19 protein-coding genes and 1 riboswitch are annotated in these 20,279 nt (G+C 69.2%); of the genes, 11 read left to right on the top strand and 8 right to left on the bottom strand.

The window, feature by feature from the left end; genetic code table 11:
* Window positions 1–93: 93 nt before the first annotated feature.
* From ACZYZ3_RS19320 to ACZYZ3_RS19305, 4 genes are all read left to right on the top strand, one after another.
* Window positions 94–1,173, top strand: a complete 1,080-nt coding sequence (locus ACZYZ3_RS19320) for a zinc-dependent alcohol dehydrogenase (RefSeq protein WP_463965406.1) — start codon at window positions 94–96, stop codon at window positions 1,171–1,173.
* Window positions 1,174–1,177: 4 nt separating this feature from the next.
* Window positions 1,178–1,576 (top strand): 6-pyruvoyl trahydropterin synthase family protein, encoded by a 399-nt coding sequence (locus ACZYZ3_RS19315; protein WP_463965405.1) that lies wholly within the window; start codon window positions 1,178–1,180, stop codon window positions 1,574–1,576.
* A gap of 61 nt (window positions 1,577–1,637) precedes the next feature.
* Complete coding sequence (locus tag ACZYZ3_RS19310; RefSeq protein WP_463965404.1) at window positions 1,638–2,948, top strand: glycosyltransferase; 1,311 nt, start codon at window positions 1,638–1,640, stop codon at window positions 2,946–2,948.
* Window positions 2,949–2,952: 4 nt separating this feature from the next.
* On the top strand, window positions 2,953–4,209 hold the full coding sequence (locus ACZYZ3_RS19305; RefSeq protein WP_463965403.1) for a DNA glycosylase AlkZ-like family protein: 1,257 nt from the start codon (window positions 2,953–2,955) through the stop codon (window positions 4,207–4,209).
* Window positions 4,210–4,255: 46 nt separating this feature from the next.
* Here the strand turns inward: ACZYZ3_RS19305 and ACZYZ3_RS19300 are convergent, their stop codons facing one another.
* Entirely contained in the window at window positions 4,256–4,759 is a 504-nt protein-coding gene (locus ACZYZ3_RS19300) for a nucleoside deaminase (RefSeq protein ID WP_463965402.1), read from the bottom strand.
* Window positions 4,760–4,831: 72 nt separating this feature from the next.
* On the opposite strand from ACZYZ3_RS19300, the gene ACZYZ3_RS19295 reads away from it, so the two are divergent.
* The 3 genes from ACZYZ3_RS19295 (at window position 4,832) to ACZYZ3_RS19285 (ending at window position 6,807) form a co-directional block, all read left to right on the top strand.
* Window positions 4,832–5,608, top strand: coding sequence for a phosphatase PAP2 family protein (locus ACZYZ3_RS19295; RefSeq protein ID WP_463965401.1), 777 nt, complete (start codon window positions 4,832–4,834; stop codon window positions 5,606–5,608).
* Window positions 5,609–5,686: 78 nt separating this feature from the next.
* Entirely contained in the window at window positions 5,687–6,322 is a 636-nt protein-coding gene (upp, locus tag ACZYZ3_RS19290; protein WP_463965400.1) for a uracil phosphoribosyltransferase, read from the top strand.
* 107 nt (window positions 6,323–6,429) lie between these two features.
* Window positions 6,430–6,807, top strand: a complete 378-nt coding sequence (locus ACZYZ3_RS19285; protein WP_463965399.1) for a VOC family protein — start codon at window positions 6,430–6,432, stop codon at window positions 6,805–6,807.
* Between the two features lie 28 nt (window positions 6,808–6,835).
* On the opposite strand, the gene ACZYZ3_RS19280 is transcribed toward ACZYZ3_RS19285, so the two are convergent.
* The 3 genes from ACZYZ3_RS19280 to ACZYZ3_RS19270 all read right to left on the bottom strand — a co-directional run bounded on the left by ACZYZ3_RS19280 (window position 6,836) and on the right by ACZYZ3_RS19270 (window position 10,283).
* Window positions 6,836–7,636 carry an aggregation-promoting factor C-terminal-like domain-containing protein gene (locus tag ACZYZ3_RS19280; RefSeq protein ID WP_463965398.1) on the bottom strand — a complete coding sequence of 267 codons (801 nt, stop codon included), beginning with the start codon at window positions 7,634–7,636 and terminating at the stop codon, window positions 6,836–6,838.
* Between the two features lies 1 nt (window position 7,637).
* Window positions 7,638–7,794, bottom strand: a riboswitch (cyclic di-AMP (ydaO/yuaA leader).
* Window positions 7,795–7,946: 152 nt separating this feature from the next.
* Window positions 7,947–9,539 carry a sensor histidine kinase gene (locus tag ACZYZ3_RS19275; RefSeq protein WP_463965397.1) on the bottom strand — a complete coding sequence of 531 codons (1,593 nt, stop codon included), beginning with the start codon at window positions 9,537–9,539 and terminating at the stop codon, window positions 7,947–7,949.
* Window positions 9,540–9,542: 3 nt separating this feature from the next.
* Window positions 9,543–10,283, bottom strand: coding sequence for a response regulator transcription factor (locus ACZYZ3_RS19270; RefSeq protein ID WP_463965396.1), 741 nt, complete (start codon window positions 10,281–10,283; stop codon window positions 9,543–9,545).
* 624 nt (window positions 10,284–10,907) lie between these two features.
* Here ACZYZ3_RS19270 and ACZYZ3_RS19265 point away from each other — a divergent pair.
* The 4 genes from ACZYZ3_RS19265 to ACZYZ3_RS19250 all read left to right on the top strand — a co-directional run bounded on the left by ACZYZ3_RS19265 (window position 10,908) and on the right by ACZYZ3_RS19250 (window position 14,311).
* Window positions 10,908–11,765, top strand: coding sequence for a winged helix-turn-helix domain-containing protein (locus tag ACZYZ3_RS19265; RefSeq protein ID WP_463965395.1), 858 nt, complete (start codon window positions 10,908–10,910; stop codon window positions 11,763–11,765).
* A gap of 239 nt (window positions 11,766–12,004) precedes the next feature.
* Window positions 12,005–12,532, top strand: coding sequence for a SixA phosphatase family protein (locus tag ACZYZ3_RS19260; RefSeq protein WP_463965394.1), 528 nt, complete (start codon window positions 12,005–12,007; stop codon window positions 12,530–12,532).
* Between the two features lie 128 nt (window positions 12,533–12,660).
* Entirely contained in the window at window positions 12,661–13,194 is a 534-nt protein-coding gene (locus ACZYZ3_RS19255) for a hypothetical protein (RefSeq protein ID WP_463965393.1), read from the top strand.
* A 79-nt stretch (window positions 13,195–13,273) separates the two neighbouring features.
* Window positions 13,274–14,311: an EamA family transporter gene (locus ACZYZ3_RS19250; protein WP_463965392.1), complete on the top strand. Its 1,038-nt coding sequence runs from the start codon at window positions 13,274–13,276 to the stop codon at window positions 14,309–14,311.
* Between the two features lie 629 nt (window positions 14,312–14,940).
* On the opposite strand, the gene ACZYZ3_RS19245 is transcribed toward ACZYZ3_RS19250, so the two are convergent.
* The 4 genes from ACZYZ3_RS19245 to ACZYZ3_RS19230 form a co-directional block, all read right to left on the bottom strand.
* Entirely contained in the window at window positions 14,941–15,639 is a 699-nt protein-coding gene (locus ACZYZ3_RS19245; RefSeq protein WP_463965391.1) for a TetR/AcrR family transcriptional regulator, read from the bottom strand.
* Window positions 15,636–17,705, bottom strand: a complete 2,070-nt coding sequence (locus tag ACZYZ3_RS19240) for a YhgE/Pip family protein (RefSeq protein WP_463965390.1) — start codon at window positions 17,703–17,705, stop codon at window positions 15,636–15,638. Before ACZYZ3_RS19240 ends, ACZYZ3_RS19245 begins: the two co-directional genes overlap by 4 nt.
* On the bottom strand, window positions 17,702–18,409 hold the full coding sequence (locus ACZYZ3_RS19235; RefSeq protein ID WP_463965389.1) for an ABC transporter ATP-binding protein: 708 nt from the start codon (window positions 18,407–18,409) through the stop codon (window positions 17,702–17,704). The genes ACZYZ3_RS19240 and ACZYZ3_RS19235 overlap by 4 nt, the downstream gene beginning before the upstream one ends.
* 180 nt (window positions 18,410–18,589) lie before the next feature.
* Window positions 18,590–20,047, bottom strand: coding sequence for a dihydrolipoyl dehydrogenase family protein (locus ACZYZ3_RS19230; protein ID WP_463965388.1), 1,458 nt, complete (start codon window positions 20,045–20,047; stop codon window positions 18,590–18,592).
* Window positions 20,048–20,279 lie beyond the last annotated feature (232 nt).

The raw sequence follows: 20,279 nt of genomic DNA, 5'->3' as shown, positions 1-20,279 counted from the left end.
CGCGAACACCGCCCCGGCAGGCCGGGAACCGCGGCGCGCCCGGATTGCCGAGACTTCCCCGCGCAGGGGCAGGGGACTAGATTCGTCAGCAACATGACTAATTCAGACCAACAGCCCGCACAGCACGGCACAGCCACCGCATACTGGACCGTCGGCCCCGGGACGGGGGAGCTCCGGGGCGAGGACCTCCCCGTCCCCGGCCCCGGCGAAGCGCTCGTCCGAACCCTGTTCTCTGGCATCAGCAAAGGCACCGAACTCGTCGTGCACAACGCCCGCGTCCCGCAATGCGTGGCCGAGAAGATGGCCGCCCCGAACCAGGAGGGTTCCTTCCCGTCCCCGGTGAAGTTCGGCTACCTTTCCGTCGGCGTCGTCGAGGACGGCCCGGCTGAATGGCTGGGCAGAACTGTTTTCTGCCTGTACCCGCACCAGGACCGCTACGTCGTGCCGGTCGAGAAACTGACCATGGTTCCGGATGATGTCCCCGCCCGCCGCGCCGTGCTGACCGGCACCGTCGAGACCGCGGTCAACGGGATCTGGGAGGCCGGGCCCCGCCTCGGCGACCGCGTCGCGGTGATCGGCGCCGGCCTCGTCGGCGGCATGGTGGCCAAGCTCCTGGCCTCGTTCCCGCTCGGACGGCTGCAGCTGATCGACGTCGACCCGGCCAAGCGGGCGTTCGCCGCAACCCTGGGCATCGACTTCAGCCACCCGGACGAGGCCCTGCCGGACTGCGACATCGTGATCCACTGCTCCGCGTCGGACGCTGGCCTGGAGCGGGCCCTGCAGCTCGCGGGCGACGACGGCGACGTCATCGAAATGTCCTGGTATGCCGACCGCAAAGTCTCCGTGCCGCTGGGGGAGGACTTCCACGCCCGCAGGCTGTCCATCCGCGCCAGCCAGGTCGGGGTGGTGGCCCGAGCGCGCCGCCACCGGCGCACCAACGCCGACCGGCTCCGGCTCGCCGTCTCGCTGCTGAGCGATCCCGGGTTCGACGTGTTCCTCACCGGCTCGTCCTGCCTCGCCGAGCTGCCCGACGTTATCCAGCAGCTCTCCGACGGCACGCTGGACGCGCTCTGCCACGTCATTGATTACCCGGCCAGCGACGACCCTCTCCCCACAGAACCTGCCCGTGCAGACCCCGCCACCGAATCCGCCCCCACAGAAGCCACGAGGTAAATCCGTGTTCAGCCTGACCGTCCGCCGCAACTTCATGATCGCCCACAGCCTCCCGCGCCCGGTCTTCGGCCCGGCCCAGGGCATGCACGGCGCCACCTTCGTCACGGAAGTGACCTTCCGCCGTCGGACCCTGAACGACGACGCGATTGTCCTGGACATCGGTGACGCCGGCGAGGTGCTGGATGCGATCCTCGGAGGCCTGAACTTCAAGAACTTGGATGAGCACCCGGACTTCACCGGCAAACTCAGCACCACCGAGGCCCTGGCCCAGTACGTGGCCGACGCCGTGGCGGCGAAGATCCGCACCGGCGCGGACGGTCGCGCGCTGGCCGGACTCGACGTCACGCTGCGGGAAACCCCCGACGCGTGGGCCAGCTACTCGCTCGACTTCGAGGCCCGCTAGGAGCTCGGTGCCAGCCAGGAACTCCGCGCCAGCCAGGAACACGGTGCAAGCCAGGAACACGGTGCAAGCCAGGAACTCCGCGCAGCCGGACGGCCTACGGGTCCGCCTGGTGGTGCCCGGCAACGTCCGCCACAACTCGGGCGGCAACGTCTATAACGCCGCCCTCGCCCGGGAGCTTGCCGCGCTGGGCGTGGACGTGGACATCTGCCCGCTCGACGGTGGCTGGCCGGTGGGCAGCCCGGAGGACCGGCGGCGGTTGGCCGCCCTCCTGTGCGGGGGCGATAGCGGCGCCGCCAGCGACCACGAGGTCGACGACGTGGACGGCGCCGATGACGCCAGCGCCGCAGCCGCCGCCGCCGCCAAACGCCGGGTCACGCTCGTCGACGGGCTCCTCGCCTGCGGAGCGCCGGAGGAACTGGCAGCGGCAGCGGCCGCCGGACGGCCCGTCTGGATCCTGCTCCACATGCCGCTGGACGACACCGGGCGCGGCGAAGCCGGGCTGGAACGCCGGGCGCTGCGGGCCGCGGCCGGGGTGATCTGCACCAGCACTTCGGCGGCGGCCGGGATCCGGGCCAGGCACGGGCTGGACGGTGTCCGCACCGCCCTGCCCGGCAGCGACGCCGCCGCCCTGGCCTCCGGATCGGAGCCGCCGCACCTCCTGGCCGTGGCGGCACTGCTGCCGAACAAGGACCAGTCCCTGCTCCTCGTCGCCCTGTCAGCCCTGACGGACCTGCCGTGGACCGCTTCCCTAGTCGGGTCCGACACCGCGGATCCGGTCTATGCCGCGCGGCTCCGGGACGCGGTGAACCGGCTGGGGCTGCAGGACCGCATCCGGATCCCGGGGGAGCTGCGGGGCGGGGCGCTGGAGGCGGAGTGGGCCGCGGCCGACCTCAGCCTGCTCATCTCGCAGGCCGAGACCTTCGGGCTTGTGGTGACGGAGTCGGTTGCGCGGGGTGTGCCGGTGGTGGTTCGGGCGGGCACCGGCGCCGTCGAGGCGCTCGCGGCCGGCACCCCGGGACTAACGCCCACGGTGTTGGACGGTGCGGCCACCCTGCCGGGAACCGCCGTCGCCCTCGGGGCGGACCCTGCTCCCCTCACGGAGGCGCTGCGGCGCTGGCTGTCCGACCCCGGCCTCCGCACCCGCTGGCGGGCCTCGGCGGTTGCCGCCCGGCACCGGCTGCCCGGCTGGGACGCCACGGCCAGGACCGTGCTGGCAGCCCTGGATCCGGGGCGCTCCGGCCCGGATCACCCGGACCCGCAGCACCCCGACCCGCAGCACCCCGCGGCGAAGCCGTGGGCTTCGACGTCGGCTGCTCGGCAGGAAAAGCCGGCCGCGGAAGATTCCCCTGCCGGGCCAGCGGGTGGACAATGACCCCATGACGCCGCAGCCACTGACCACGCAGCCCCTGACGGCGAACGCGCCGCTGGCCCGGAACCTCACCCGGGAGCGGCTCCGCGCCTGGGCCTGGCACAAACAGGGCCTGGACGGCTCGCTGGCCGGCTGCACCTCGGAGCAGGTGTTCGCCCGTGCGGGCTGGGCGCGCTCCGTCGGCGGAGCCAACCCCTACCTGGCGCTTTACGCCCGCGCCGGGATCCGCCGCGAACAGGTGGACGCCGACGTCCTGGCACGCCGGATCCTCGAACTCCCGACGGCGCGCGGCTGCACCTACGTTCTGGGCAGGGACGACTTCGCCTGGGCGCTGCGGCTCGGGATTGACGCCGCCGAGGCGACCTTCAAAGTGGTCGGCAGGCTCGGCGTGGACCGCGGCGAGATCACCCTCCTGGAGGAGCAGGTGCTGCACACGCTCGCCGAGGCCGCCGTCCCGATGGACCCGCGGCAGCTCAAAGAGGAACTCGGCGAATCCGTGCGGAACCTCGGCGAGGAAGGCAAGAAGAAGGGCGCCACCACCACGCTGCCCACGGCCCTGGGCATCCTGCAGTCCCTGGGGCGGATCCGACGGGTCCCGGCCAACGGCCGGCTCGACCAGCAGCGCTACGCCTACGAAATGTGGAACCTGCCGCCCAGCCCGCTCGATGACGATCAGGCCCGCACCGAACTGGTCCGCCGCTACCTGGGCTGGACCGGAGGGGCCACCTTCAAACAGTCGCAGTGGTTCACGGCTTTCACTGTGGCCCAGAGCAAGGCGGCACTGGCCGCCGTCGGCGCGATGGAGGTTCCCACCCCAGCAGGGGAGACGCTGTGGATGCTGCCCGACGACGTCGAACAACTCGCCACCTTCCAGGAACCGGGCGGCGAGCAGATCCAGCTGCTCGCCGGAACGGACTCCCTCGCGCTGCTGCGGCGCAATGCCGCGGAACTGCTGGCTGACGAGGACCGGCACACGAATACGCTGGGTTCGCTGGCGCTGCAGGCGGACCTCCCGGACCATCCCATCTTCGACCGGGGCCGCATCATCGGGCTGTGGCAGTACGATCCCGGCACGGAGCGGATCGTGCCCTGGGTGTTCCATGGCCCCACACCGGCGGTGACCCGGCGGATCGCCGAAGTCGAGGACTGGATCCGCGGGGACCTTGGTGACTTCCGGGCCTTCAGCCTCGACTCACCGGCCACCCGGCAAAAGCGGATCGACAACCTGGCGGCAGCCGCAACAGGCTCCGCCGCCGCCAGCTAGCGCCGAAAGCCCCCAAGCCCGAGGCGGAGCGGCGGCAGCGAGGGGCTCAGGCGCCGCGGTGCCCGGCAAAAAAGTCCTGCAGCAACGCCGCGCATTCCTGCTCCCTGATGCCGCCGTACACTTCCACCCAGTGGTTGAGCCGGCGCTCCCGGAGGATGTCGAACACGGATCCGGCTGCCCCGGCCTTCTCGTCCCAGGCGCCGAACACCACCCGTGGGATCCTTGCCAGCACCACCGCCCCGGCGCACATGGCGCAGGGCTCCAGTGTGACCACCAGGGTGCAGTCGGCCAGCCGCCAGCCGTCGCCGGCGCTCCCGTCCCGGGCGCTGAGTTCCTTCAGGCGGGCCGCAGCCTCGCGGATGGCCACCATCTCCGCGTGCGCTGTCGGGTCTCCGAGTGCCTCCCGCTCGTTGCGCCCGCTGCCGAGCACCGTGCCGTCGGGTCCGATGACGACGGCGCCGATCGGCACGTCCGCCGTGGCCAGCGCGGCACGCGCCTCGGTCAGGGCAAGGCCCATCCATTCGGCATGGCGGGGCTGGGGGGAAGTCATTGCTCAATGATAGTTTCGATGGTAAGCAAGCTGTGCAGGCAGGCTGCCCGGCAACAACATTCGGGAGAAACCGTGGACACCGGAACAGAGGGCTGGTGGACGCGCCGGTGGGGCAAGTGGGTGGTGCCCTACGCGGCGCTGTGGGCCACGATGCTCGTTGGCGGCGCGGTGGTCCTGGTCCTGGCGCTGTTGAGCGCGGGGGTCTACGACGACGTCGTGGACGACGCAGGCCTGGCTAACCTGGACAAGCCCACCTTGGGGATGATGGAACAGTTCCGCAGCCCGGGTCTCGACGCCTTCGTCACGGGATTCACCAATATCGGCGGCGGGATCGGGATGCCCATCCTTGCCAGTATCCTCACCGCCTGGCTCATCTGGACCAGCCGGACCTGGCGGCCGCTGATTTTGATCGGAGGTGCGGCAGCAGTCTCCATAACCGCGACGTCCCTCGGCAAGCAACTCATCGGCCGGGCCCGCCCGGACCACTCCGACGCCGTCCCGCCCTACGAATCCTCGCCGTCGTTTCCGAGCGGCCATACGCTCAACACCACGGTGGTGATCGGGCTCGTGGTCTACCTCGCATGTTTGCAGATCCACGGCACCGTAGCCCGGGCAAGCCTGATAGCGGCCGGCGGGGCCTTCATCCTCGCGATGGGCATGAGCAGGGTCTATCTGGGCCATCACTGGATGACCGATGTGATCATCGGGTGGGTGCTGGGTCTCGCCTGGGTCGGCATCGTGATACTGGCACACCGGCTCTTCCACATGATCCGGCACCGGGAGCATGCCGGGCCAGCGCCGACTTTTGACAACCCGGCCCACCTGCGCGAGGGCGCTGACGGCGGCTGATTTCCGGAGGACAAGGACGACGTCGGCGCCCGCGGTCCCGCGGGCGGGCCACCAGCCGCCGGGTGGTAGTTTTGACCCATGCGCACTCTTGTTGTGGACCACCCGCTGGTCGCCCATAAACTCACCGTTCTGCGGGACAAGGACACCCCGTCCCCGGTCTTCCGCCAGCTGACCGAGGAACTCGTCACGCTCCTGGCATACGAGGCCACCCGCGAGGTCCGCACCGAGCCAGTAACTATCGAGACGCCGGTCAGCACCACCATCGGCACCGCTTTCACCAAGCCCACCCCGCTGGTGGTCCCCATCCTCCGTGCCGGACTCGGCATGCTCGAGGGCATGACCAAGCTGGTCCCCACAGCCGAGGTCGGATTCCTGGGCATGGCCCGCGACGAAGAGACCCTGGACATCATCACCTACGCAGAGCGCCTCCCCGAGGACCTCACGGACCGCCAGATCTTCGTCCTGGACCCCATGCTCGCTACCGGCGGCACATTGCGCGAAGCCATCAAGTTCCTCTTCAAGCGCGGCGCCTCCGATGTCACCTGCATCTGCCTGCTCGCCGCCCCTGAAGGCCTCGCGAAGCTGGAAGAAGAGCTCGCGGACGCCAACGTGACGATTGTGCTCGCCTCGATCGATGAGAAGCTCAACGAGAAGTCCTACATCGTGCCGGGCCTGGGCGACGCGGGCGACCGCCTCTACGGCGTGGCCGGCTAAGCCAGCCGCCCGGGGTCGGACCCGCCCTCGCGGGCGCGTCCCCAGGCGGGCTCCCGCAAAGGGGCCCGGCCTACCGGATTGCCCTGCCCGATACTAGCCTGAGCCCCATGGACTGGAAACTTGAACTTGTTTTTGTTCCCGTGTCCGATGTGGACCGCGCTAAGGATTTCTACGTCAACAAGGTGGGCTTCCAGGCCGACTTCGACGAGCGGCCCACGGACGGCATCCGATTCGTCCAGCTGACCCCACCGGGCTCCGGCTGCTCGATCGCCATCGGCGAGGGCCTCAAGGACGCCCCGCCGGGCACCGCCCCCAGCCTTCAACTCGTGGTCAGCGACATCCAGTCCGCCCACCGGCAACTCAGGGACCACGGCGTGGAAGTCAGCGACGTCGACGTGCAGGACTGGGGGCATTTTGTCTACTTCGCCGATCCCGACGGCAACAAATGGGCGGTGCAGTACATCCCCAACCATCCCACCGGCTAGGCAGGCTGGTCTGGCTGTGCCGGGTGTTTTAGTACCAGTTGTTGGCGTAGTGGAAGTTCAGGGCGCCACACGGTGAGCCGTAACGATCCTTGACGTACTCCAGGCCCCAGTTGATCTGGGTCCGGTAGTTGGTCCGGTAGTCGGCGCCCGCGCTGGCCATCTTCTCGGCCGGCAGCGACTGGACCACGCCGTAGGCGCCGCTCGTCGGATTCGTTGCGGTCGTTTCCCAGTCCGATTCCTTGGTCCAGAGCTTCATCAGGCAGGGCATCTGGCTCGGGGCCCAGCCGTAGGAGCCCAGCCGGCTGGCCGCGTACGCCTGGGCGCCGGCGGGATCATTGATGGCAACGGGGGCCGGCGCCGGTGCCGGTGCGGGGGCGGGCTCGGGAGTGGGAGCGGGCCGAGCGGGAGGGGCCGGAGGGGCCGGGGTCGGGGGCGCGGCAGCGGCCGGGGCCGGCGCTTCGGCCGGCGCCATCGCGGCCGGCTGGGCCGCGGCGTCAACGGTACGGGTGACGGCCTGGTTCTCAACCCGGACACGTTCAAAGTCAAGGTGCGTCAGCGGATCCGCCGTGGCGGCTGCCTGCGTGGAACTGCCCGCATCGGCATGGCGGGCCGCCGTCTCGGACGCCTGGCCGGCCGCGCCAGCCCCCACGAGCACCGCGCAGGCGGCAACGGCAACGGCCACCCGGCGTCCGGTCGAGCCGGCGTGGCGGGCAAACCGGGCCAGTGCTGGCGCCGGCTTCGCCGGTCCGGCGGCGCGGCGGCGCGACCGCTTGGAGCTGGTGGAGTCTGCGGTTCCGTCAGGGCGCGATTGTGCCTTGGGTTCAGTCATGAATGCCTCTCGACGCCTGCGGAGTTAGCTGTCGGGTTCGGGTGAGGTCACCCGGCCGCACGGAATCTCACGTGTCGGCTTCACCCCAAGGGCGCAATATGCACAAATGCCCGGGAACTCTGGGTCCCCCGCCTCTGCCTGTCCAGCGGAATCCGGGAGGCGGCAGAGCTTGGCGTACATCCGGATATGCGGCCCAAGTGATGGCCGTACCTAAAAACCGTACAGGAAGTGGACGGCTAAGTCACATTTTGGTAACAGGCTGCGCGGCGGCGGCGGGTCGGCTTGCGCCCTGACCAGCGACGACGGTTCTTCAGGCGGCGGGTGGAGTCTCCGGCAGCCGAACGGTGAACTCGGTCCGGCCGGGCATGGAGGCCACACTGACGGTCCCGCCATGGGCCTGGACAATCGACTGCACGATCGACAGCCCCAGCCCGCTGGTTCCCTCGGCGGAAGCGCTCGTGGCCGGGGCGGTGGTGGCCACGCCGGCGGATGCCCGTGGCGTCCGCGGCGGGTGCAGCGGACGCCGCGGAAAGAATCCCCCGTCGGGTGCCGGCGTCGTGAGGGCTACCGGATTCGTGCGCGAAGCGTCCGCGCGGGTGAAACGTGCAAAGACCCGGTCCACGAACTCGGGGGCTATCCCGGGTCCGTTGTCCGTCACGGTCACCACGGCGTGTCCGTCCGCGGACCGCTTCACGCCGGTCACCACCGTCGTGCCGGGGCCCGCGTGTTTCCGCGCGTTGGAGAGCAGGTTGGCCAGCACCTGACGCAGTTGGGTCGCGTCACCGCGGACCACCACAGGCTCTTCCGGGAGCTCCAGGTGCCAGACCCGGTCCGGGGCCATGACCTTCTCGTCGCTGACTGTTTCGATGGCCAGTTGGGTGAGGTCCACTTCGCTGAGCCGGAGCGGCTGGCCTTCATCCAGCCGGGCGAGCAGGAGCAGGTCCTCCACCAGGGTGGTCATGCGTTCGGACTGGCTCTGCACCCGGGCCAGGGACTGCTGGCCGTCAGGGGTGAAGTGTTCGGTCATCCGCATCAATTCGGTGTAGCCGCGGATGGCGGTCAGGGGCGTGCGCAGCTCATGCGAGGCATCCGCGACGAACTGGCGGACCTTCATCTCGCTCTTCTGCCGCGCTTCCAGTGCATTGGAGACGTTGTCCAGCATCATGTTCAGGGCATGGCCAACACTTCCCACTTCGGTGCCCGGATGCGCTGCGGACGCCGGCACGCGCACGGCAAGTCCCACTTCTCCGGCGTCGAGCGGCAGCCGGGAGACCTGTGTCGCCACCCCGGAGAGCTGATCGAGCGGTTTCATGGTCCGGCGGATCAGTGCCGTCCCGGCCAGCCCGATGACCAGGAGCCCGCCCGTGGAGACGACCACCATGGTCCAGACCATGGTGGCCAGCGTGTTCTGCTTCTCAGCGAGCGGAAGGCCGGTCACGATCACTGCGCCGCCCGGGGTCACGGCGGCAACGAGCCGGTAGGCTCCGGCGGACAAGGTCCGGTCGACCGGCTCGCCCCACGGGGTGAGCCCCAGGAGCGCCTCGTCGTCTTCGGCGGTGAGGGATTCCCGGGTGGCATCCCCGGCGAGGAAACCGGCGCTGCGGACTGAATCGTTTTCGATTCTCGCGGTCAGGGTGCCGATGGCCTGTCCCCGCGCCTCGAGGGGGTCGAAGCGGCCGGAACGGCCAAACTCGCGGGCGCGGACCGCGGCCTGCTCCAGCTGGGTGTCGAGCTGTTTGGTCAGGAAGAAGTCCATTGAGGCATAGCTGACGATACCGACGGCCCCGCAGATCGCAACGAGCAGGGCCATCGTGACGAGGACAAGCCGGGTGCGGAGGTGCCAGGTGGACGGGTTGCGCCAGTTGGGCCTGGAGGGGCGGACCTCGGCTGTGCCTTCAGGCACGGATCAGTCCGCCGGTTTCAGGACGTAGCCGGCGCCGCGCACGGTGTGGATCATGGGTGGGTGGCTGGCGTCGACCTTCTTGCGAAGGTAGGAGATATAGAGTTCCACGATGTTGGCCTGCCCGCCGAAGTCGTAATCCCAGACCCGGTCCAGGATCTGGGCCTTGCTGACGACCCGTTTCGGGTTCTCCATGAGATAGCGCAGCAGCTCGAACTGGGTGGCCGTGAGGTGCAGTTCTTCGCCCGCGCGCCGGACCTCCCTCGTGTCGACGTTCAGGACGAGGTCCCCGACGACGAGTTCGGCGGTATCCATCGCAGCCACTCCGGAACGCTGGACCAGCCGGTGCAGCCGCAGCAGCACTTCTTCCATGCTGAACGGCTTGGTTACGTAGTCGTCCCCGCCCGCTGCCAGCCCGGTGATGCGGTCCTGGACAGCGTCCTTTGCTGTCAGGAACAAGGCAGGCACCTCCGGCGCGAAGGCGCGGATCCTGCCCAGCAGTTCAACGCCGTCGAATCCGGGCAGCATCACATCGAGCACCAGTACGTCGGGCCGGAAATCCTTGGCGAGCTTCACTGCTTCGGGGCCGTCGGCTGCGACAGCAACGGACCATCCCGCCATCCGCAGACCCATGCTCATGAGTTCGGAGAGACTGGGTTCATCGTCCACGACCAGGGCGCGGATGGGGGAGCCGTCCGGATGGGTGAGCTGGGGGAGATTGTTGGTCATGGAGTGCGAAGTGGCCATGGGACAACTCTCCGATCTGCCGGTTAGGTGCGGCTTTGGGGATCCTGTGTGGCGTCTGTGAATCCCAGCCTAGCGAGCTGGATATTCCGGGGACTGCCGGCGGGCCCCGAATTTTCCTTGCCCGAGGGTGACCACTCTGTGGAACGCTGGACTTCCAATGCTAAGTAGGCGAAGAGTCTGCCCGGCTCGGCTTACAGTGAATGATTCCGGCCAATCGGCGGGGTCGCTCGAATTAAGTTCGGCGACGCGGGCAGATACGGCGTCCATTGACCAGGACGCTCGAATATTTATTGATGCCGATGAATTGTGATCTGCACTACATTTGCGCGTTTTGTCTCATATCGTGGACTTTGGCGTTCATTGTTACTTGCAAGTTTTCATTGTTACGTTGCACACTTCAATTGTGAACAAGAACTCAACAGCACCTGCAGCCGCAGTTTTTTGGATCAGTGCACCCGCTGATACCGAGAAGCACTGTTGTCGAATGCACGCCTAACTTTTACATCCCAAAGGTTTCTAGGCATTCGCCCCCAGCCCAGCGTCGGGCGCCCTCCCCAGTTTTCATTGCGGGAAAAACAGCATTCGAGCCGCGATGACGGCCATTCACATTGAGGTAAGCAATCCATGTCAGTTGCATCCGGATACGTCCACATCTCCGTCCGTAACGCCAGTAAGGCCGGCCAGGCCTCCGGTATCCGCCAGGGCTTCGGCGGCCGGGCATCCTTCGCCCCCGTTGGATCCGGCAACAGCTTCCCCGCCCCGGGCTATGACCCGCAGGGCTACAACCCCAACTCCTACGGACAGCTCCGCGCTGTTCCGCCGGCACCGGCCCCGGCCCCTGTGATTGCTCCGGGCGACGGCAGCCCCGTCCGTCCCGTCCCGAACGACAACGTCGCCCGCGGTTTCGTCCTTTACATGGGGATCGACGAGGAAACCGCCGCGGCCGCCGGGACGTCCATTGCCAAACTGGCCCAGGAAATCCGGGCCTACGCCCAGTCGCTGGTCTCCGGCGCCGAAAGCTACGCTGCCGTCGCCGTCGCCCCGGCCGGCGCCCCGGGCTCCGCGCTCGACGTCGTCCGTTCCACCTTCGGTGACCCCACTGTCGGCGCCCGCCAGCGGTCCGACGCCGCCCGCCTGCAGCAGCCGCAGGACCCGCGTCCTTCCGGCGTGCTGATCGACCTTGCCCGCCGCGAGGTGGCGCTCGACGGCGAATCCCTGAACCTCACGTTCAAGGAGTTCGAACTCCTCAACTACCTCGTCGAGAACGGCACCCGCACCGTGGGCCGTGACGAGCTGCTTGAGGGCCTGTGGCGCAATGCCGAAGAGGTGCCCAACGAGCGGACCATCGACGTTCACATCCGCCGCCTGCGCTCCAAGCTCGGCCGTCTCGCCAACACCGTGCGCACCGTCCGCGGCCAGGGCTACCGCTTCTATGAGCACCCGGAAGTTGTCGTCTGGGCCGCTCCGGAATACTCCATCTAGGTTCTGCCCGCGCGCCCACCAAGACCTCGTTCGATGCTGCCACCAGGGAGGGCATCGACCGGGCGAACAAGACCCTGCGCATGCCACCGGAGCGTAGGTGAAGGAACAGAAGGATGCAATCAGCGGCGGCGCCGTCGTGGCCTGGCACGTTGTGCTGGAAGTGACCTTTGCCCTTGACGACCGAGCGGCTGCCCGTGGGAGGCGTACTCGGGGATCAGCCGCCGCATTAGGATTGATCCATGAGCGCCCATCACATCAAACGGCTGGTGATCATGCGCCATGCCAAGTCGGACTGGCCCGGCGGCGTCGCGGACCACGACCGTCCGCTCGAAGAACGCGGCCACCGCGATGCCCCGCAGGCCGGAAAATGGCTGCTGAAGCATGCCGTGGTCCCCGATTTCATCCTCTGCTCCAGCGCCCTGCGCACCCGGCAGACGTGCACCTGGGTGTGCAGCGAACTCGGCGCCAAGGCTCCGACGCCGAAACTCGAGGACGGGCTCTATGCGGCCTCGGCGAAGCGGATGCTGACCGTCATCAACCACGTCCCGGATACCGTGACCACCCTCATGGTGATCTCGCACATGCCCGGTGTGCAGGACCTTGCCATGCACTTAGCGTCCCGGGACTCCAACCACGACGCCTACATGGACGCCGCCACGCGGTACCCCACGAGCGCGCTGACCATCATGGAAACCGAGAAGTCCTGGGCCGAACTCGATGGCCAGGACGCGAGGCTCACGCACTTCAAGGTTCCCCGGGCGAAATAGCGCCCCGGCGCACTGCGCCCTGCGCCCCTGCCCGATTCCCGGATGCATAGTCATACAGGCGATTCTGCGGTTTACTGATGCTGTTTACTCGTGGACTTATGGCGATCGGGAGAAAAGGCGGAATCATCGTGGATTCAGGACAGCTCATAGGGCTCATCATCGGCGTCGTTGTGGTGATCGCGATCGTCGTGGTCGTAACCATGCTCAGCCGTAAGCGCAAGGTGGAGGCGAACCGCAACAAGGCGGTTGAAATGCGTGAACAGGCCAAGACCGAACAGATCGGCGCCAGGGAGCGCGAAGCGCAGGCGTCCCGGGCCGAAGCCGACGCCAAGCAGGCAGAAGTCGAGGCCGAGCGACTGCGGGAAGAAGCCAGCGCACGGCAGCAAGAGGCCGAAAAGGTCCGCGCCGGCGCGCAGGAACAGCTGCGGAAGGCTGACGAGCTGGACCCTGACGTCGTCACCACCGAGCGCGATGCCCAGGGCCGGAACCAGGCGCCCGGGGAAGCCGCCGGCACCGAAGAGTCGCGCCGGGACCGCAGCACCCGGACCCCTTCCGCCGGGCAGGACACCACTCCGGGCGGCAGCCAGGTCCCCCCGGCGCCTGCGCCCCAAGGACCGGCCCGCACTGACGAGCCCCGCGGTGACAACCCCCGGAACCTCTGACGATTCACACGCCACTTAATCTCCGGCACACAGGCCGGTTCCGGCCGCGGGCGCCGGCCGGAACCGGCATAGTGGCAGGGTGAACCCTCGTCATTCCGCCCTGGCCCTGCTCGTCGCCGTCCTGTGGGGCGTCAACTTCGTCGCGATCGATCTTGGCCTGCACCCGGACGGAGCGGAGATGCCGCCGCTGCTGTTCGTGGCCATGAGGTTCACCCTGGTGGTCTTTCCCTGCATTTTCTTCATCCGCAAGCCCGGGGTGAGCTGGAAGGCGATCATCGGCGTCGGGCTGTTCATGAGCGCCGGACAGTTCGGCCTCCTGTACCTGGCCATGGCCCTGGGCATGCCTGCGGGCCTGGCCTCGCTGGTCCTGCAGGCGCAGGTGCTGCTGACGGTGCTCCTGGCCGCCGGCTTACTCGGCGAGCGGCCGAGCCGGCGCCAGGTTGCCGGCGTGGTGCTGGGTGTGGCCGGACTCGCCGTGGTGGCCGTCGGCCGCAGCCTGGTCGCCCCGGTGCTGCCGCTGATGATCGTGCTCGCCGCGGCGCTGTCCTGGGCCGCGGGCAACATCGTGGCCCGCAAGGCGAAGGCGGCGTCCGGGCTGGGCCTCGTGGTGTGGTCAGGGGCCGTGGTGCCGCTGCCCCTGCTCGGCCTGTCCCTGCTGGTGGACGGGCCGGGGGCGGTGTCGCTGGCGCTGCTGGAAGTCCAGCCCATCACCCTGGCGAGCGCCCTCTACACGGCCATCTTCGGTTCCCTGGTGGGCTACGGCATCTGGAACAGGCTGCTGGGGCTGTACCCGTCCTCCGCGGTAGTGCCGTTCACCCTCCTGGTTCCGGTGGTCGGGATGACGACGGCGTGGCTCGTCCTGGGCGAGGTGCCGACCCCCGCCGAGGTGACCGGCGGGCTCCTGCTGCTCGCCGGCGTGGCGACAGCCGTGCTGCGCCCCTGGAAGTTTCGACGGCGGGAGTCGCGTCCGCGCGCTCAGCGGCGGGGCGAAGTCCGCGCCGACGCCCGTGCGGGGGACGTGGTGGCGGACTTGGCCGCAGCGGTCCCTCCGGCGGAGGACGCCGGCCGGTTGAGGCCGGAGGATGCCGCCCGCGGGGCTGGAACCCGGGCCGATTGAGCCTTGGCCGGTTGAGCCCCCGTTCCCGCCCTCGTTCGCGCACTCGTTCCCGTCTTCGTTCCGGCCGCGGACCTGGACGCCGGACGCGGGGTGGCGGTCCGGGACGGTGCGGTCCGGGTCGGTGCGCGCCGGGCGGCTGCTGGCCGGGATGCCGGGCCCCTTGCGCCCGACGCCGGTCGTCGCCGTGGGGCATGTCCGGCGGCGCGCGGACGCCTGCCCCTGCCCGGCAGGACGGTTCCGGCCACCAGCAGCAGCAGGGTGGCGGCGCCGGCCGCAGCGGCGAGGTAGAAGTACAGGTCCGGATACTTGGAATCCACCGGGGTCGACATCGCGTCCGGATCGGTGGTGAAGGCCAGTCCCCACTGCCGCAGGAACGCGATGCTGAAGGCAATAAACAGGATGCTCCCGACTCCGCTCGCTGCCAGGGTCCGGTGCCGGCGGCGGATAATCACCTCGGAGACGCAGGCGACGTAGGCTGTCGCGCAGGCCGCCAGGAACCACAGGAACACGGTTTCGTGCAGGGTGATGCCGGCCAGCGCCAACAGCCCCATGGCGGCGACAAACGCGCCGATGGCAATCCTGGTGTTGTTACCCGTGTGGCCCATGTGGTTAATCATCTCCGAGAGGGGCTACTTCCTGACGTAGCCGCGCATGGACGCCATGATCGCGGTGACACTTTGCTCGCGGGTCCGCTCCGGGTTGTAGGTCTGCCGGTCCAGGCCCACCACGAAGCAGGCGCCGAAGATGGCGGTCTCCAGGCTGCCCCGGGGCACCGCCGGATCCACCGGGTAAACGGCGGCCACCGCATCGATCGCCGCGCGAACCACGGTGAGCAGCCGTTCCCGGAGCTCCGTGAAGGTATCCTGCCACTCGCTGGGGGTCCGCCAGTTCTCGCTGACCCACAGCCGGGCAAAGGACGGGTATTCGTCCATGAAGTCCATGGCCTGCCCGATCATCTCGTCCATCGCCGCCAGCGGGTCGGCCGAATCGTCCCTGACGCTCAGCAGCCGTGCCAGCAGGATGTCCACCCCGTGGCGCAGCAGCTGGGCGATCAGGTCCGACTTGCTGCCGAAGTTGTAGTAGACGGTGCCCTTGGAGACCCCGGCCGCCGCCGCGATCTCATCGACAGTCACCCCTGCCACTCCGCGCTCGCCAATCAGGTCCATCGAGGCCTCGAACAGCTTCTGCCTGGTCGCGTTGGTGCGGGCCGGCCGGAGCTTCTTCGCGGTCGCCCCGCTTTGCGCCGGAACCGCGGGAGTCGCCGGGCTTTCCGCGGGAGTCGCCGGGCCGCCGGAAGGCGCCGTGCTGCTGTCCGTGCGGGTGCTCATACGGTGATCTCCGGTTTCAGGGTCTTCAGGGTCCAGTACTTGTGCTTCCGGACGGCCAGGGTGGACAGGGCTGTCCCCAGCAAAGTGTAGCCAAGCAGCCCCAGCATCGTGGGCAGGATGACGGCCAGGTCAGCGCCGTAGATCAGGTGCCGCATGCCGTTGACGACGTACCCCATGGGCAGGACCTGGTGCACCACGTGGAGCGGCTGGGGCGTGGTCTGCCAGGGGAAGGTGCCCCCCGAGGAGACCAGCTGCAGCACCAGCAGGATGAGCACCACGAGCTTGCCCGGGGAGCCGAGCAACGCCACGACGCCCTGGATGATCGCGCTGAACGCCATCGCGGCAGCCAGCATCAGGAACCACATCAGCCAGGGGTGGGCGGGGCTGAGGCCCAGGCCCACATCGACCACCAGGGTCAGCAGGCTCGCCTGGACCGCCGAGACAGCCAGGAACGGCAGCCAGCCGCCGACGGCGATCTTCCACGCCGGCGCGTTCGACGCCAGTGCCCGCTGGGTGACCGGCCGCATCGCCTGGATCAGCATAAAGACACCGATCCACAGGGCCAGGGTGAGGAAGAACGGTGCGAGGCCCGCGCCGTAGGAGCCGGCCTTGGCCTGCGAGACGTTGCTGACGGCGACCGGATCGGCCACCACCTTGGCAAGGCTGTCCTTCTGGGTGTCGGTGGGGTTGGGGACCTGGCCGGCGCCCCTGACGAGTTCGGCCGCGAGGGTCCCGGCGCCGCCGGAGGCCGTGGCCGCCCCGCTTTCCAGCTTCGCCGCGCCGGCGTCGAGCTTTTCCGCGCCCTCGGAGAGCTTCGCCGCACCGTCCAGGGCGCCCTGCTGCCCGGCGGCGAGGGTAGCGGCGCCGCTGGCCAGCTGGTCCGCCCCGGTGGAGGCCTGGGTGATGGCGCCGCCGAGGGCGGGGGTGGCCGCCGCCAGCTTCTGCGCCCCCGCACTGACCGCAGCGGACCCGTCCGCCAGCTGCTGGATCTGCGCAGCCGCGGCAGTGAGCGTCGCCGCAGGCCCCGCGGGTCCTGCGGACGCCGGCGGGGCCGCGTGGGCGTCGAAGTCCGCGAGGATGGCCTCCGCCTGGGCCGGGGTGAGAACCCCCGCAGCGACGAGCCGGCTGTTGGACGCGACCACCCGGCTGCGTTCTGCCTGGGCGGTTGCCTGCGCGGCTGCCCGTTCGGAGGCGGCCAGCTGGCCGGCCAGACCCTGCACTTTGGTGCCGAGCGCGGCGTTGCCGGCCGCCACCTGCGCGGCGCCGTCCGCGAGTGCCCGTGAATCGGCAGGCAGCGTGGCGGTCTTGTCCCTGAGCTGGGACAGTCCGCCGCTGAGCTGGGCTGCCCCCGTGCCGAGGGTGTTGGCTCCGTCCCGGAGCTTGAGCTGGCCGGCGTAGAGCTCCGCCGTGCCGCTCCTGAGTCCGCCCGTGCCCTGGTGGAAGGTGACCATGCCGTCGTGCAGGCTGGCGACGCCGTCGGCGAGTTTGCCGGCGCCGTCGGAGGCTTTGAGCATCTGGGAGTGGATGGTCCCGAAGCCGGTGAGGAGCTGGTTGGCGGTTTCCTCCCCGACCTCGGTGGCCACCGTGGTGTGCACGGCGGTGGTCAGCTTGTCCACGATGGTGCTCAGCAGATAGTTGTTTGCATCGTTGGTGGTGACGTTGAGCATCGCCTGGTTGGCGGCGTCGAAGCTGCCGGGGGAGACCAGATTCGCCGAGAAATCTTTGGGAATCTTCAGGGCGAAGGCATACTTGCCGGTGCTCACCCCTAGGTCCGCCTCCTCCGTGCCGGAGACGGTCTGCCAGTTGAAGACGTGCCCCTCCGCCAGGCTCTCGGCGACCTTCCGGCCGGCCTCGAGCCGGGTGCCGTCAGCGGAGATGGCACCGGTGTCCTCCACGACCAGGGCCGCATCGATCTGGTCCAGGTTTCCGTAGGGATCCCAGTTGGCGTAGAGGTAGACGGCGCCATAGAGCAGGGGAACCATGGCCAGCGCGAGGATGGTGAGTTTGGGCAGTAGACCGCCGGTCATGCGCTTGAGTTCGGAGCGGGCCAGCCGCAGCACAGTCACTGTGCGTCCTCCATGTCCAGTGTGCCGGATGCAGCAGGAACGTCCAGGGAAGGGTCCCGGTCGGCGGCAGGACACGCATTGCCGATCGCGGCGGCCAGCCCGGCCCAGCGGCCCGGGATGCGCATGACGGTGGCGACGACGGCGAGCGGGCGCCCGGCGTCGTAGGCGAGCTCCTCCAGCCGCGGCAGCCAACCCTCCGGATCTCCGTGGCGGTCCGGAGAGTCCACCACGAGCAGATCGGTGTGCGGGTTGGCCAGGGCGAGGGCCGTGAGCAGTCCGATCCTCCGGGCGGGAGGCAGCTGTTCGGTCCACAGCCCGGCGATGTCCTCGAAGCGGTTGACCTTGAGCCAGGGTTTGCTGAGCAGTGACGCCCGGTAACGGCGCGGAACGAGGGCCAGGTCCTCGGTGACGAGGTCACGGACGCTGAGGTGCTGCTCGGGTTCGTTCACTCCGGGGGAGTCCACCACAGCGCTCGCTTGCCGCAGGGTCCCGATTCGGGCGCCGCCGTCCCACTCCGCGCCGTCCCAGGCAAAGTGGCCGCCGGAGGGTTTGAGGCGTCCGCTCAGGGCCAGGGCCAATGCGGTGCGCTGGTCCTGGCGGCTGCCGGAGACCAGCAGGAGTTCGCCGCGCCGGACCTGAAGGGACGTGGCCGGCAGCAGCACGTCCCGTCTGCCGTTCACGGAGAGTTGTTGCACGCGGAGCAAGGGAAGCCTTTCGCAGAAGAATGTCTACTTCAAGGCTAACTAAACTGACCGGTCAGTTCAAATAGGATGGACGGAATGTGATCGAACAGTCGGTGCCCGGCCAGGTGGACCGTTCCGCCGAGGTCAGACTTCGCGCCGATGTCCGGGCGAAACGTCGGCGCGAGGTGACAACTCGGCGGCTCAGAGGCCGTATTCCTCGAGCAGCCGCAGCCAGACCTCGCTGATCGTGGGGTAGGCCGGCACGGCGTGCCACAGCCGGTCCAGCGGAACTTCGCCGACGATCGCGATCGTGGCGGCGTGCAGCAGTTCGGCCACATCCGGGCCGGCGAAGGTGGCGCCCAGCAGCACCTTCCGGTCCTCGTCGACCACCAGCTGAGCCCAGCCCTGGTACCGTTCGGCGTGCAGTGAGGATCCGGCCACCTGGATGGGCAGTTCCACGGAGGAGACGCTGAAGCCGTCCCGTTCCGCCTGCTGCACGGTCCGTCCCACACTGGCCAGTTCCGGATCGGTGAACACCACGTTGGGCACCGCATTCTCATCCGCGGTCCGGGCGTACCGGCTCCAGGGCGCGGCCTCGCGGCCGAGCTTGCCCCTGGCCCGGGCGGCGATGGCATCGCCCGTGGCCCGCGCACCGTACTTGCCCTGATGGGTCAGCATGACCTTCCCCGCGGCGTCGCCCGCGGCGTACAGCCACGGCTCGACGTCGTTCCCGGTGCCGCCCGCCACCAGGCCGGTCGAGTCGGTGCTGAGCCGCAGTTCCTTGCCGTCCGCGGCGGCGAGCCCGACGCTCTCCAGGCCGATCCCTTCGAGGGCCGGGTGCCGACCGGTGGTGACCAGGAGCTTGTCCGCCGTCACGGTGCCGCCGCCCGCCAGCTCAAGGGTGAGGGAGCCGTCGCCGTTCTCGCGGACCCTGTCGGTTCCGGTGTGCAGGTGGAGGCTGACGCCGTCCGCCCGCAGCCCGGCGGCGACCAGCGCGGCAGCCTCCTCCGGGAAGGCGCCCAGCAGGCTGCCGCGGGCCACCAGGGACACCGAGGCGCCCAGCCGGGCGAAGGCCTGGGCGAGTTCGCTGCCGGCGACACCGCCGCCCAGCACCGCCAGCCGGCGCGGGATCTCACGCGCGGACGTCGCCTCCCGGGTGGTCCAGTAGTCCACGTCCGACAAACCTTCGACGTTCGGCACCGTGGGCGATGACCCGGTGGCCACCACAACGGCGTGCCGTGCCGAGAGCAGGTAGCTGTTGCCGTCCAGACCCGCGACTTCGAGCTTCCGGGTGTCCGTCATCCAGCCGTGGCCGCGGATCAACTCGATCCCGGTGTCCTGGAGCCACTTGACCTGGCCGTCGTCCTGCCAGTTGGACGTGAAGAAGTCGCGGCGCTTGAGGACAGCGGCTGTGTCCAGGGTTCGGGTGACGGCCTCTTCGGCGCCGGGCACGGTCTGGGCGCTGTGAAGGGCAGTGCCGGGGCGCAGCAGCGCCTTGGAGGGCATGCAGGCCCAGTAGGAACACTCGCCGCCCACCAGTTCGGCCTCAATAATCACTGCGGTCAGCCCGCCCTGCACGACCCGGTCCGCCACGTTTTCGCCCACGGCGCCGGCGCCGATCACAATGACATCGAATTCCAGTTCAAGCTGTGCCGTCATGGCAAAAGCCTACGCCCGGCCCCGGGCCGAAGCCCTGCCAGGAACACCCTTTGCAGGGTGTGGGACCACCGCTACTGTTGGGAGCAGACTTGGGGGAAGGCAGGGCCATGACGGAAGAAAACGTGACCGCCGGCGGCGCGGGCCGGGCGGGCGGCAGTGGGGCGGGCAGCCCGCTCAGCCTGGGCGGCGCGGGCCGGGCGGGCGGCAGTGGGGCGGGCAGCCCGCTCAGCCT

The organism is Pseudarthrobacter linnaei, assembly GCF_055412825.1.
Note: the sequence above shows the minus strand (reverse complement) of the source record. Positions and strands in the feature narration are given on the sequence as shown.